Origin of the sequence: Mycobacterium sp. 2-64 (assembly GCF_035918375.1) — a bacterium.
Lineage (GTDB): Bacteria > Actinomycetota > Actinomycetes > Mycobacteriales > Mycobacteriaceae > Mycobacterium > Mycobacterium intracellulare.
In genome coordinates, this window is sequence record NZ_CP142361.1 from 1,283,711 (window position 1) to 1,297,353 (window position 13,643).

Genomic DNA, 13,643 nt, shown 5'->3' on the forward strand with positions numbered 1-13,643 from the left:
GAGGCGGCCAACAAATACGTCCGTCAACCCCGGACGCGCAGCACGACCTTGCCCTTGGCGGTGCGGTTTTCGAGTGAGGCGACGGCGGCCGCGGCCTCGTCCAGCGGGTAGGTGGCCGGCTCGGGCGGGGCCAGCTCCCCGGAGGTGAGCAGACGTTCGAGGCCGGCCCATTGCTCGGCCAGCGCGCCCGGATGCGTGCCCGCCCACGCGCCCCAGCCCACGCCGACGACGTCAATGTTGTTGAGCAGCAATCGGTTTACCTTGACGGTGGGGATCTCACCGCCGGTGAATCCGACGACCAGCAGTCGTCCGCCGGGGGCGAGCGAGCGCAGGGAATCGGTGAACCGGTCGCCGCCGACCGGGTCGACAACGATGTCGACGCCACGGCCGTGGGTCAGCTCCTTGACCGCGTCCTTGAACCCGTCAGCCAGCACCACGTCCGTCGCGCCGGCGGCCGTGGCGATGTCGGCCTTGTCCTGCGTGCTGACGACGGCGATGGTGCGCGAGGCGCCCAGCGCCGGCGCCAACCGCAGCGCCGAGGTGCCGATGCCGCCGGCCGCGCCGTGGACCAGCACCGTCTCGCCGCGCTGCAACCGGCCCCGCACGGTGAGCGCGAAGTACACCGTCAGGTCGTTGAACAGCAGGCCGGCGCCGGCCTCGAAGCTCACGTTGTCGGGCAGCTTGAACACCCGGTCCGGGGCCAAGATTGCGACCTCGGCCATGCCGCCGGACAGCATCGTGAGGCCGACGACCCGGTCGCCGGGACCCACGTGCGCGCCCTCGGGCGCCGACCGGACCACGCCGGCGATTTCGGCGCCCAGCACAAAGGGCAATTGCGGGCGGTACTGGTACAGGCCGCGGGTGAGCAGGGCGTCCGGGAACGCCACCCCGGCGGCGTGCACGTCGACGACGACCCCGTCACCAGTCGGTTCGTCGATGTCGGCCAACTCGACCGAGTCTGGACCATCGAGCCGAGTCACCCGTACCGCGCGCATGCCAGCAGAGCCTACTGCCGCCTCAAAAACCGCCCGCGACCCGCACCACGGCCCGGCCGGAGAACTTGCCGGCGCGCACCTGATCGATCACGCCGACGACGTCCTTCACGTCGACGTCGCTGACCAGCGAGTCCAGGTGACGCGGCCGCAACGAATCACCCAGCCGGGCCCACAGCGCGCGCCGCGGCCCGATCGGCATCAGCACCGAGTCCATGCCCAGCAGCGCCACACCGCGCAGGATGAACGGCATGACCGTGGTGTGCAGGGCGGGACCGCCGGTGAGACCGCTGGCCGCCACCGCGCCGCCGTAGTCGATGGTGCTGAGCACGTCGGCGAGCGTCGCCCCGCCCACGCAATCCACCCCGCCCGCCCAGCGGGCCTTGCCGAGCGGTCGCGGTTTGGCGTCGGGATCGGCGGGCAGGCGACCGATAACCTCCGCGGCACCAAGGGTTTTCAGCCGCTCGGCGGCGTCGGCCTTGCCGGTCGAGGCGACGACCCGGTACCCGGCGGCCGCCAGCAGGTCCACGCTGACCGAGCCGACTCCGCCGGTCGCGCCGGTGACGACGATGTCGCCGGCGTCGGGTGCGATGCCCCAGTCGATCAGCGCCTGCACGCTCATCGCCGCGGTGAAGCCCGCGGTTCCGATCGCCGCGCCCTCGTGGGGGCTCAGCGCGCCGAGCGCCACCACCTGGTCGGCCGGCAACCGCGCGTATTCGGCGTAGCCGCCGTGGTGGCCGGTGCCGATCGCATAGCCGTGGGCCAGCACCGCGTCGCCGACGGCGAAGTCCGGTGAGGTGGACTCCACGACCTCGCCGGTCAGGTCGATGCCGGGCACCACCGGATAGTTGCGCACCACGCCGCCGCCGGGCGTCAGCGCCAGCGCGTCTTTGTAGTTGACGCTCGAATACAACACCCGGATCGTCACGTCCCCGGGCGGTAGGTCGTCGGGACGAAGCGTCTCGACCGACGCGGTTATCCGGTCACCATCTTGGCGCGCGACGAGCGCGTGAAACGTGTCCATGCTTCGACGCTAACCTCACCGTATGGATCCCTTTCCACTCGGTGGGTTTTCGGTCAACCGCGTGGGCTTCGGCGCCATGCAACTGCCCGGTCCGAACGCGTTCGGCCCGCCGCGCGACCGCGACGAGGCGTTGGCCGTACTGCGGCGCGCGGTCGAACTCGGCGTCGACCACATCGACACCGCCCAGATCTATGGGCCCGACGTTGCCAACGAGTTGATCCGCGAGGCGCTGCATCCCTATCCGCCAAACCTGGCGCTGGTCAGCAAGGTCGGCGGGCGCCGCGACGGCGACGGGGCCTGGCTGCCGGCCGGCGAGCCGGCCGAGCTGCGCCGCGACATCGAGACGAACCTGCGCACTCTCGGCGTCGAGCGGCTCGCCGTGGTCAACCTGCGGGTGTTCGACAGCTCGGCTCCCGATCAGCTGTTCGACGACCAGCTCTCGGCCATGATCTCCGCGCGCGACGCCGGGCTGATCGGCGCAATCGGACTGAGCAACGTCAGCCGCGAGCAGCTGGCCCATGCGTGCGAGCGCACCGAAATCGCCTGTGTGCAAAACGCATTCAATCTCATTCACCGCGAGTCGGCCGCGGTGCTCGGCGAGTGCACGACGCGGGGGATTGCGTTCGTCCCCTTCTTCCCGCTGGGCGCGGCGTTCATGCGTCCCAACCCCGTGCTCGGCCATCAGCTGGTCCAGGGGATCGCGCAGCGTCTCGGCCGCACCCCGGCCCAGGTCGCGCTGGCGTGGACGCTCGGCGTGGCGCCCAACGTGCTGCTGATCCCCGGCACCTCGTCGCTGCGGCACCTGGAGGAGAACGTCGACGTCGCCTCGATCGAACTGGACGACGACGACCGCGAGCGGCTGAACGCGGTCGCTACCTGAGCTCGGCCGAGGACAGGCCCAGCAGTCGGCGCGCGACGACCAGCTGCTGGATCTGTTGGGTGCCCTCGAAGATGTCCAGGATCTTCGAGTCGCGCGCCCACTTCTCCAACAGGGTCTGCTCGGAATACCCTGCGGTGCCGGCCAATTCGACGGACTTCAGGGTGACGTCGGTGACCATCCGGCCGGCCTTGGCCTTGCTCATCGACGCCTCCTTGGAGTTGGGGATCTTGTTGTCGGCCTGCCAGGCCGCCCGCAACGACAGCAGGTAGCTGGCCTCCCAGTCGGCTTCCATTCGCAAGAACTCGGCGGCCGCCGCGCTCTGAACGTGCGCCGGTCGGTCATAAGAGATTTCCACGCCGGCCTCGGTCAGGATCTTGCGGATCTCCTCGAGCGCCGCGCGCCCCACGCCGACGGCCATGGCGGCGACGATGGGCCGGGTGTTGTCGAAGGTCTCCATGACACCGGAAAAGCCCTTGCCGACTTCGATTTCGGGGTTGCCGAGCAGGTTTTCCTTCGGGATGCGGACGTTGTCGAACCGGATGGCGGCGGTATCGGAACCCTTGATGCCCAGCTTGTGCTCGAGCCGTTCGACCGTGACCCCGGGGTGCTCGCGCGGCACGACGAACGACTTGATCGCCGCGCGGCCCTGTGACTTGTCCAGGGTCGCCCACACCACGATGTGCGTGGCGCGCGACCCGGCGGTGACGAAGATCTTCTCGCCGTTGATCACGTACTCGTCGCCGTCCAGGGTGGCGGTCGTCGCGACCGCCGCCGAGTCCGACCCGAAGCCGGGTTCGGTGATCGCCATCGCCGCCCACACCTTGCCGAGGCGTTGCAGCTGCTCGTCGTTCGCGACGGCGGAGATGGCGGCGTTGCCCAGCCCCTGGTAGGGGACCGACAGCATCATCGCGAGGTCGCCCCAGCTGGCTTCCAGCGTCTGGAGCAGCGCGGCCATGTTGGCGCCGTTGTGGTTCTTGTCGCGCTCTTCGTCCTCGCCGCCGAGCGCGTTCGCTCCGGCGAATTCGAATGACTCCGAAGCGCCTTCGAAGAGGCTGAACAGGGTGTCGAGCTCGACCGGGTACGCGTGCTCCTTGAGGTCGTACTTGCGGGCGATCGGCCGCATCAACTCAGCGGCGCCCTGATGCGTCTTGGTCGTGACCGCTTGCATCTTGCGGGGCAGTTCCAGATTGATTGCCATGATTGAACTTTCAGCTCGAATGAGTTAACGACTTAGATGACGACGACACCCTCGGCGACGCCGATGGCCCGCAGGTCGCGGTACCACCGCTCGACCGGGTGTTCCTTGGTGTAGCCGTGGCCGCCGAGCAGCTGAACGCCGTCCAGTCCGATCTGCATGCCCTTGTCGGCGCCGAGCCGCTTGGCCAGCGCCGCTTCGCGGATGAACGGCAGGCCCTGCTCGGCACGCGCCGCGCCGCGCCAGGTGATCAGCCGCAGCCCGTCCAATTCGATGGCGATGTTGGCGCACATGAAGGCAACTGCCTGGCGGTGGGCGATCGGCTCACCGAAGGCCTCGCGTTCCTTCACGTAGGGGACGACGTAGTCGAGCACCGCGTGCGACGTGCCGACCGTCAGCGCCGCCCAGCCCAGCCGGGACAGCGCGATGGCCTCGGAGTAATCCTGATCCGAGGCGTCGTCCTCGCCGAGGCGCGCGCCCAGCGGCACCGACACCCCGGAGAGCTCGACGTGGCCCAGGGCCGCCGCGCGCAGCCCCATGCTCGGATCGGCCTTTACCGTCAGGCCTTTCGCCGACGACTCGACGATGAACAAGGCCGGTTTGCCGTCGAGCTGGGCGCCGACGATGAAAAGCTCGGCGTCGGCCGCGGCCGGCACCAATGACTTCACGCCGTCGAGGCGGTAGCCACTCGGGGTGCGCACCGCGGTCGTCTTGAGCCGGGTGGGGTCGAAGAGCGGTTGCGGCTCGGCGATGGCCACGCAGGCCTGCGGCACGTTCTCGCCGGCGAATTCCGGTAGGTAGGTCGCCTGCTGATCGGCGCTGCCCCAATGGGTCAGCGCGGAGGCGACGCCGCCCGGGGCGAGCAGCGGCAACGCCAAGCCCATGTCGCCGTAGGCGAGCGCCTCGGCGACCAGCACGTTGGTCACGCTGGAGCGGTGCGCGGCGATGCCGTCGAAATCCTCGGGAATGTTGATCGCCGTGATGCCCAGCTCGGCGGCCTTGGCGATCAGGTCTTGCGGGTAGGTGGCCGCCTCGTCGGCGTCGTGCGCCGCGGGGCGCAGCACTTCCTCGGCGAATTCGTCGAGGGTCTCGACGATCATCTTCTGCTCGTCGTCGGGCGTCAGGTCGAAATAGTCCTTGCCGCTGGACTTGAGCCGGGTCGGCCCGGTGCGCAGATTCTGGACCCGCTTGAACTGCCGAGAAGTCGTGGCGGCCGTAGAGAAAATCGTCTTGGTGCCGTAGCGCAGGGCGCGGTTGAGCGGGTCGCGCAGCTGGTATTTGTCCAGGAACTCCTGGCCGACGAGCGGGGTGATGAGCGCGATGGCGATGTCGACGCCGGTGCGTTTGTGCGGTTGCAGCCCGACCGCGGACTTATGGTCGCGCCGTTTGACGCGCGAGCGGGCGGTTGTTTTTGGTGAACCGGTATCGGTCATGGGTCAGCGGCCTCAGGTTGATGGGCAAGCGGATACAGCCGATCTTACTCCGGAGTAAGATCACAGAGAACACTTGTTAACTAATTCACAGTGAGGCTGCCGAGCACCTGCCCCTGCAGCAGGCCGTTGGTGGCCACGGCGCTGCCATGATGCGGTCCCGCGGTGCCGTCGAGCGCCGTCAGCGTCCCGCCCGCTTCGCGCACCAGGATGTCCAGCGCGGCCAGATCCCATACCGACACTTCCGGCTCGGCGGCGATGTCGACCGCCCCCTCGGCCACCAGGCAATAGGACAGGAAGTCGCCGAACGCGCGCACCCGCCACACGGCATCGGTCAGCGCGATGAAGCGGTCCCGCACGCCCAGCTGCGCCCACCCGGAAAGACTGGAGAACGACAGACTGGCCGAATTCAGTTGCGCCACTGAGGAAACCGATATCCGGCGGGGTGGTGTGCCGTTGAAGGCGACGAACGCGCCGTGGCCGTCCGCGGCCCACCACCGGCGCTGCAACGCCGGGGCGCTCACCACGCCGACGACGGGGACGCCGTCGTGCAGCAACGCGATCAAGCTGGCCCAGACCGGCACCCCGCGGACGAAGTTCTTGGTCCCGTCGATCGGGTCGATGATCCACTGCCGCCCGGTGAAGGTCGTGTCTCCGCCGAATTCTTCGCCGACGATGCTGTCCTTCGGGCGTTCGCGCGCGAGCGCCTCCCGCAGCTCGGTTTCGACCGCGCGGTCGGCATCGGTCACCGGCGTCAGATCCGGTTTGGTGTCAACGCGCAGGTCCAGCGAACCGAATCGGGAGGACGTCAACGAGTCTGCGCGGTCGGCAAGCGTCAGTGCCAGCGCCAGATCCTCGGTGCGACTCATGACGCAGTCTTATCACGGCCCTACGATGGCGGGGTGTGGGAATTCGGACTGCTGATCCTCCTGATCGCGGTGCTGGCGGTATTCCTGGTCCAGCGGTTCGTCCCGCGCGGTCCCCGCGGTGAGCTGCTGAGTGGCACGCTGCTGGTGACCGGGGTCAGCCCGCGTCCCGATGCCACCGGCGAGCAATTCGTCACCATCGCCGGAGTGATCAACGGCCCCTCGGTCAACGAACATGCGGTGTATCAGCGCATGGCCGTCGACGTGGATCAGTGGCCGACCATCGGTCAACTGTTCCCGGTGCTGTATTCGCCCAAGAATCCGGACAACTGGAGAATCGCCCCGCCGACTCCGCCCGCACCGCAGGAGCCGCAGTCCTAGGGCGCGTCAGCCGGCCGCGGGCGGGCGCGTCATGACCGTGATGCGAACGCCGTAGCGGGGCACCACAAGCGGTGCCCGCCGAACCGTCCCTCCGGGTATGCCGGGGACGCCGGCGGCGGCGGGCCCGGTGCGGGCGAGCGCCTCGGTCGCCGGCAGCCCGGACAACCCGCCGCCGGGCAACGCCGGGACGGGGTCACCCGCCGCGGCGGCCCAACCCGCGGGCACCGACATCGGGCCGATTCGGCCGGCGCGGGCCAGCACCGCATTGACGTTCCCCAGACCGGACGCGGCGCCGCTCAGCGCGGGCGCCTTCGGGAGCGCGGCCGGGACCGCCGCGAGGTTCGGCAAAATGCCCAAGTTCTTGTCCGCCTGGATGATTCCCGCGTTGAACCCCTCCGCCGTGAAGATTGATCGGAACGCGACCTGGGCGCCCTGGATGGTGTCCAGGATTCGCGCGAATCCGTCCCTTCTGGAAAACGCGAACAGCTGCGAACCCGGGCCCGCATTCGAGTTCGCGGCATTGGCGGTAGCTTGCGTAACGGCGTCCTGCTGCGCTGTCACCCCATCCTGAGTGGTCGCTTCGCGCGGGGCAGAGAACGGCGAAAACTGCACCGTTGCAGCAGAACTGGCGGAATAGCTGTACATCGCGGAGGCGTCCTGGGCCCAGTATTCGGCGTACTGGGCCTCGTTCGCCGCGATCGCGGCGGTGTTCTGCCCGAAGAAGTTCGTTGCCACCAGCGTCGCCAATTGGGTGCGGTTGGCCGCGACCGCGGGCGGGGGCACGGTCATGGCGCGCGCCAGCTCGTAGGCTGCCGCCGCCGCCCGAGCTTGGATGCCCGTCTGCTGTGCGCGCTCGGCCGTCGCGTGCAGCCATCCCACGTAAGGGGCGGCGCTGGCCGCCATCGCCTGGGAGGCGGGCCCGTACCAGGACAGGCCCGTCAGGCCGGACAGCACCGATTCGTACACGGCGGCCGTGATGCTCAACTCGGCCGCCAGTGAGTCCCAGCTTCCCGCGGCGGCCAACAACGACCCCGAGCCGGGGCCCGCGTACATGCGGCCAGAGTTCACCTCTGGAGGTAGAAACCCGAAATCCATTGTCTTACAGCGCTATCAGCTGCGTACAGCGGCCCTGTTGGCGGTGCGTCACCCGGCGGCCGGAGGGCGTGGCATCACCGTGAGCCGCACGCCGTAGCGGGGCGGGACACCCGCTCCGACGGATCGCGAGGCGCCGCCGCCCGGCATGCCGGGGTAGCCGGGGTAACCGGACGCTACCGGCTCCTCGGTTCCCGGCAGCGTGGTGAAACCGGCCGGCTCCAACGGCGAGATATGGGTGCTCGTGGGCGCGGCCCAGCTTGCGGGCACGGACATCGGCCCGATCGATCCGGCGTGCGAGAGGGTTGCGGTGACGTTGCCCAGGCCTGCGCCGAGACCCCCGCCGAGACTCGTTGTGGTGCTGCTGAGTGCGGGCGCCGCGAGAGCAGGGGCGGCGGCCAAGGGCTTAGCGAGAATACCCAAATTGTTCTCGGCCCCGATGATGCCGGATACGAACTGCTCCATGTTGTAGGGAGCGCTGAAGCCGACGCCGGTGCCCTGAATGGCGTCGAGGGCCGCAAAGAAGGGTTTGCCGCCGGCCGCCGCTGTCGTATCCGACAAGTCATAGATGTCGCCGTAGTAGTTGTAGGTGTCGCCCGTTTGCTGCGTGGATAACGGTGAATAACTCTGCGTGACGGCCTTGTTGGCGGCGGCGTTGCTGTTGGCCGCGGTCACGGCGGCCTTCTGGGCGCTCACCCCGGACTCGTTGGTGGAGTTGGTCGCGGGCGCAAACCGCGGCAACTGGGTCGCGGCCGCCGAGGACACGGAGTAGGCGGACATGGCGGCGGCGTCCTGGGCCCAATAGTCGGCGTACTGCGCCTCGGTGTCCGCGATGGCCGCGGTGTTCTGGCCGACGATGTTCGACGCCACCAGCGCCGCCAGCAGGGTGCGGTTGGCGGTGATCACGGGCGGGGGCACCGTCATCGCATACGCCTGCTCATAGGCCGCCGCGGCCGTCCGGGCCTGCATGGCCGTCTGCCTGGTCTGCTCGGCGGTCACCTGCAGCCACTCGGCGTAGCGGATGGCGGCGAACGCCATCGCCTGCGCTGCGGGACCGCGCCATTGCAGGTCCAGGCCCGAGAGCGCCGATTCGTAGCCCTCGGCGGCCGAACTCAGCTCGGCCGACAGCGCGTCCCAGCTTCCCGCCGCGGCCAACAGCGAGCCCATGCCGGGGCCCGTATACATCCGGGCGGAGTTGATTTCTGGTGGAACAAAAGCCCAATCCATTGTGGATACATCCCCTCGAAGTGCGGTCTGCGGACAGACGCCACTGGCGCCGGCGCTTGCCGCAACGGCGTTGATCAAAGTTGGTGGGGCCGATCCCAGGCCGGCATGACAAGCCGGCAAAGCTCACCCCCGCGTCGGGGGACGGGACGGCCGGGCGCGATCGCTCCGCGCCTGCCTAGCGGGCAGCGCGGTACTTATCGAGTTGGCGGACCGTGCGCACAGGGCATCGCGGGAGACCTTCGGTTTTTGGGCCCTTCAAAGGTCGCAGGTGCGGCCGACGTGTGCGGGGTTTTGTGTATTTCACGGCGCCGACCAGGCAGAATTAAGACTACGTTTGCCCATCGTTCATCTTCTGTTCACCGAAGCGGCCTCTAGATCTACGCGTGTCGAATATTGAAAGTAATTGACGCGCTTGATATTTGGGCTAACCCCGGCGTCGGCCCGCCGTCAACCGCGATGGTTGAAGCTGTCGACCACACCCCGTAGCATCTCGGGATTTCGGAGGAACGGCGTGATGATGTCGACCGGCAACGGGAAGACGACGGTCGAGTTCTGATCGGCTCCCAGCTCCAGCAGCGTCTGCAGGTAACGCAACTGCAGTGAGGCCGGGCTCTTCGACAGGGTCTCGGCGGCCTCGCGCAGCTCCTCCGAGGCCTGCAACTCGCCGCGGGCGTTGATGACCTTGGCGCGGCGCTCGCGTTCGGCCTCGGCCTCACGCGCCATCGCTCGCTGCATCGACTCGGGGATCTCGACGTCTTTGATCTCCACGACACGGACCTGGACGCCCCAGGGTTCGGTCTGCTTCTCGATGATCGTGCGCAGGTCGCTGTTGAGGTCCTCGCGGTGCGCGAGCAGCGTGTCCAGGTCCGCCCGGCCCAGCAGCGAACGCAGGGTGGTCTGGGCGATCTGCGAGGTCGCGACCGCGTAATTCTCCACCGCCAGAATCGCTTTCAGCGGATCGGTCACCTGGAACATCACGACGGCGTTGACGCGGGCCGGCACGTTGTCGCGGGTGATCACCTCCTGCGGCGGAATGGTCAGCGTGACCAGGCGCTGGTCGACGCGAATCATCTTGTCCAGAAGCGGAATGAGGAGCCGCAGCCCCGGGGCGTACAGCGGACGTACATGCCCCATCCGGAACACCACCCCGCGTTCGTACTCGCGCAGCACCACCAGCGACCACGTCGCGAGCACCACAAGCACAACGATTCCGGCGGCGATGAGGCCGATCACCAGCGTGGTCATGTCGTGTTGTCCTCCTTGGGCTTCCAGCCGCCCCAGCGCGTGGAGTAGCGGTCGATCGCCGCCGCCACCTGATCCTCGATCGCGGTGCGGTGCGGCAGGTGTTCAGGCGCGTTCGACGGAGTGTTCCACAGGTGGCGGACGAGCGGCGCTCCGAGCAGTGCGACCAGCAGCACGGTCGCCATCAGGACCAGCGCGTCCGCGGCCGAGTGGTTGGCGATCAAGGTGGCCAGCGGCAACACGATGCCCAATGCCGCCACGCAGCAGGCGATTCCGCGGTGAAACCGGCCGGCGTCCGAATGCGGCCACGGGTCGATCTCGCGGCTGATCTCGCGACCGTGCTCCGATGTGGTGCAGTCGGATTTGACGGGGCAGCTGTTGCAGACCACCGGCAGCGCGCGGTACCGCATGACCCGGTGCTTGGGATCGAACGACGTCGGCCACAGCCAGTGGTCCTGCGGACATATCCAGGCGTCATGGTCGGGCCGGTAGGTGAATTGGCCTGTGCGCCAGCGCGCCGCGTGCGCCGACGCCCGTCGGGCCATGACGTCGAAACTCCACCCGACGGCCAGCAGGGCCAGGGAGTACCCCGCGATCAACCACACCGAGGTCGCCGGCGCGGTCACCGTCAATCCTTCGCCGGCACCGCGGCGCCGGCCTCCGGCTCGACCGCGGCCTGGGTGTACAGCGGACTTTCGGGCAGCTCCTGCGCCGTCGTGCCCGACCGGAAATTGCGCAGCGCGATCCAGGCGATCCAGACGAACGGCAGCACGCCGCCGACGATCAGGATGACGTCTCCGGGTAGCCGCAGCCATTCGAGTACCGCGTTGCCCGGCTTGGTGATGTAGCCCAGCGACCGCGCCTCGAAATAGCCGTCGTTGACCGAATGGTAGAGCTGCAGCACGCCCAGCGGCAGCAGGGTGGCGAACACCATCCACGCCAGCCCGATGTTCATGCACCAGAACGAGATCCGCGCCAGCTTCTCCGGCCACTTGTCGGCCGGGATCACGTACCGGAAGGCGAACATGGCCAGGCCGACGGCGAGCATGCCGTAAACACCCATCATCGCCGCGTGCCCGTGGTTGGCCGTCAGGGCGGTGCCGATCTGGTAGTAGGACACGATGGGCAGGTTGATCAGGAACCCGAAGATGCCCGCCCCCAAGAAGTTCCAGAATCCGACCGCGACCAGGAACATCACCGCCCAGCGATGCGGGAAGGGATTGGCGTCGCCGGATTGCTGGCGCGCGCCGAGTTGCAGGAACGCCCACGCCTCGACGGTCAGGAAGGTCAGCGGTATGACTTCGGCGGCGGAGAAGAACGCCCCCAGCGCCATGTGCTCCACCGGCGTGCCGGAGAAGTACAGGTGATGCATGGTGCCGATGACGCCGCCGGCCGAGTACAGGATGACGTCGAGGAAGATCACGCCGAGTGCGATCCGCTCGCGCACCACACCGAGCAGAACGAACATGTAGGCCACCATCACGGTGGTGAACAACTCCAGGAAGTCCTCCACCCACAGGTGCACGACCCAGAACCTCCAGAAGTCCGCGACGGTGTAGTGGGCGTCGCTGCCGGCCAACAGGCCGACGGCGTAGAAGGCCGGGATGGCCAGCCCGGAGAAGAAGAACAGCCAGGGCATGTTCATCTTCGACTCGGTCTTGAGCCTGCCGCGGATGCCGCGCCAGATGATGGCGATCCACAAGAACATGCCGACGATCAGCAGGACCTGCCACAGCCGCGGCAGGTCGAGGTACTCCCACTGCTGGGAGAACAGCCCGCCCGCGGGGATCACGCCATAGATGGACAGCGCTTCACAGATCAGCGAGCCGAACACCACCACGGCGACCGCCCCGAGCAACACGTAGGCGAGCAACGCCTGACGCCTGGGTTCGCGACGCGCGATGAACGGCACCAAGAAGATGCCACCGGCCAAAAACGCCGCCGCCGTCCAGAACAGCGAGAGCTGCAGGTGCCAGGTGCGGGCGAGGTTGTACGGCAGCACGCGGGCCAGGTCCAAGCCGAAGAAGTTCGACAGGTCGGCCCGGTAGTGCTCAGCGGCCGCGCCCAGCAGCGTCTGCGCCAGGAACAGCACCGAGACGATGGCGAAGAACCAGATGCAGGCTCGTTGCGCGGGCGTCAGGCTCACCTCGCCGGGTTGGCGGAAGGACAGGGTGGACGACTCGGCGCTGTGCCAGCCGACCTTCTGGCTCCAGCGGCCGTAGACCGCGAACATGATGCCGATGCCGCCCAGCAGGGCGATCAGCGACAGCGCCGACCAGACGATCACCGGAGCGGTGGGGCCGTTGTCGACTCGCGGCTCGGCGGGCCAGTTGTTGGTGTAGGTGTACCGGTGCCCGGGGCGTTCGGCCGCCGCCGCCCATGCCGTCCAGGCGAAGAACCCGGTCAGTTCACGGATTTGCGCCCGGTCGGTGATCATGTGGGGCAGCAGACCGTATTTCGTCGAATTCTCCCCGAAGTAGGCCGCGTACCGGTTCTGGATGTGGTCGAACGCCGCGGCCTGCCGATCGGTGAACACCAACGTCTTGGTCGCCGGGTTGTAGCGGTTGGTGCGGAATTCGGTGACCACCCGATCGCGCGGCTCGCTGACACCCTGCGCCCTCAGCTGATCGGCGACGTCCTGCGTTGCCGCGCGCAGGTATTCGGCGGTGTAGTCGGGTCCCAGGTAGGCGCCATGACCGAGCACCGAGCCGTATTCCATCAGGCCGCGCGCCTGGTAGAGCTCCTGTCCGCGGGTGATGTCCTCGCCGGTGAACAGCAGCTGACCGGATTCGCTGACGACCTTGTCCGGCATCGGCATCGACGCCGAATAGGTGCGGTAGGCCAGAATGCCCATCACCAGGAAGCCGAAGATCATGACGAGGGCGACACCCTGGACCCAGCCTTTGCCGACCAGCGGCTGTGACGATGACTGTTGGGCGGAGGTCGGTTGAGCGGTCATGCGCGAGGTCTCCCGTCTAGGTGGTGGCTGTGGTGCCGCTGTCTCGCATGTCAAACAAACCCGGTTTTCGTCCGCACCCAGTATTCGGTTGCCGGCATCGCGATGGCAACAGTGAATTCGCAGCGTTTCGCGGCCAGTCGGTTCCAATGGCGCCAAATTCGAGACCGATCTCCTTGGGGGAGAGCGCTTTACGGCCAATAGCCTGAGAACGCACCGCTCAACGAAGGAAGTCGCGATGAGCAAAATGTATTCGGCTCCGGCGATTGTCGTGGGAATCGACGGATTACCCGACTCGCCGTCGCGCGCGCCGCGCTTGCCGACGCCCATCGGCCGTCGACGCGGCCGGCGAACCGCG

12 protein-coding genes are annotated in these 13,643 nt (G+C 68.0%); 2 read left to right on the forward strand and 10 right to left on the reverse strand.

Annotated features, from left to right (window positions below; all coding sequences use genetic code 11):
- Positions 1 to 23: 23 nt before the first annotated feature.
- Together QGN31_RS06135 and QGN31_RS06140 are read right to left on the reverse strand one after the other, a co-directional pair.
- Positions 24 to 995 (reverse strand): NADPH:quinone oxidoreductase family protein, encoded by a 972-nt coding sequence (locus QGN31_RS06135; RefSeq protein WP_014383089.1) that lies wholly within the window; start codon positions 993 to 995, stop codon positions 24 to 26.
- A 22-nt stretch (positions 996 to 1,017) separates the two neighbouring features.
- The gene (locus tag QGN31_RS06140; RefSeq protein ID WP_009955102.1) at positions 1,018 to 2,016 is read right to left on the reverse strand and encodes an acrylyl-CoA reductase family protein; all 999 of its coding nucleotides are present in this window, start codon (positions 2,014 to 2,016) and stop codon (positions 1,018 to 1,020) included.
- A gap of 22 nt (positions 2,017 to 2,038) precedes the next feature.
- On the opposite strand from QGN31_RS06140, the gene QGN31_RS06145 reads away from it, so the two are divergent.
- A complete protein-coding gene (locus QGN31_RS06145; RefSeq protein WP_009955101.1) occupies positions 2,039 to 2,896 on the forward strand; it encodes an oxidoreductase in 858 nt (285 codons plus the stop codon).
- Here the strand turns inward: QGN31_RS06145 and QGN31_RS06150 are convergent.
- The 3 genes from QGN31_RS06150 to hisN form a co-directional block, all read right to left on the reverse strand.
- The gene (locus tag QGN31_RS06150) at positions 2,889 to 4,094 is read right to left on the reverse strand and encodes an acyl-CoA dehydrogenase family protein (protein WP_008259399.1); all 1,206 of its coding nucleotides are present in this window, start codon (positions 4,092 to 4,094) and stop codon (positions 2,889 to 2,891) included. The two genes, QGN31_RS06145 and QGN31_RS06150, sit on opposite strands and share 8 nt — an antisense overlap.
- 32 nt (positions 4,095 to 4,126) lie before the next feature.
- Entirely contained in the window at positions 4,127 to 5,524 is a 1,398-nt protein-coding gene (locus QGN31_RS06155; protein ID WP_008259397.1) for an acyl-CoA dehydrogenase family protein, read from the reverse strand.
- Positions 5,525 to 5,604: 80 nt separating this feature from the next.
- Positions 5,605 to 6,390, reverse strand: coding sequence for a histidinol-phosphatase (gene hisN, locus QGN31_RS06160; RefSeq protein WP_014380847.1), 786 nt, complete (start codon positions 6,388 to 6,390; stop codon positions 5,605 to 5,607).
- Positions 6,391 to 6,423: 33 nt separating this feature from the next.
- Here hisN and QGN31_RS06165 point away from each other — a divergent pair, with 33 nt between their 5' ends.
- Positions 6,424 to 6,768 carry a hypothetical protein gene (locus tag QGN31_RS06165; RefSeq protein ID WP_009955097.1) on the forward strand — a complete coding sequence of 115 codons (345 nt, stop codon included), beginning with the start codon at positions 6,424 to 6,426 and terminating at the stop codon, positions 6,766 to 6,768.
- 6 nt (positions 6,769 to 6,774) lie between these two features.
- Here the strand turns inward: QGN31_RS06165 and QGN31_RS06170 are convergent, their stop codons facing one another.
- The 5 genes from QGN31_RS06170 to QGN31_RS06190 all read right to left on the reverse strand — a co-directional run bounded on the left by QGN31_RS06170 (position 6,775) and on the right by QGN31_RS06190 (position 13,288).
- Positions 6,775 to 7,863 carry a PPE family protein gene (locus tag QGN31_RS06170; protein WP_014942742.1) on the reverse strand — a complete coding sequence of 363 codons (1,089 nt, stop codon included), beginning with the start codon at positions 7,861 to 7,863 and terminating at the stop codon, positions 6,775 to 6,777.
- A 48-nt stretch (positions 7,864 to 7,911) separates the two neighbouring features.
- The gene (locus tag QGN31_RS06175) at positions 7,912 to 9,087 is read right to left on the reverse strand and encodes a PPE family protein (protein ID WP_014380845.1); all 1,176 of its coding nucleotides are present in this window, start codon (positions 9,085 to 9,087) and stop codon (positions 7,912 to 7,914) included.
- Positions 9,088 to 9,534: 447 nt separating this feature from the next.
- Positions 9,535 to 10,332 carry a slipin family protein gene (locus QGN31_RS06180; RefSeq protein WP_009954275.1) on the reverse strand — a complete coding sequence of 266 codons (798 nt, stop codon included), beginning with the start codon at positions 10,330 to 10,332 and terminating at the stop codon, positions 9,535 to 9,537.
- A complete protein-coding gene (locus tag QGN31_RS06185) occupies positions 10,329 to 10,955 on the reverse strand; it encodes a hypothetical protein (protein WP_014712156.1) in 627 nt (208 codons plus the stop codon). Before QGN31_RS06185 ends, QGN31_RS06180 begins: the two co-directional genes overlap by 4 nt.
- 2 nt (positions 10,956 to 10,957) lie before the next feature.
- Positions 10,958 to 13,288: a nitric-oxide reductase large subunit gene (locus QGN31_RS06190; protein ID WP_009954273.1), complete on the reverse strand. Its 2,331-nt coding sequence runs from the start codon at positions 13,286 to 13,288 to the stop codon at positions 10,958 to 10,960.
- Between the last annotated feature and the right edge of the window lie 355 nt (positions 13,289 to 13,643).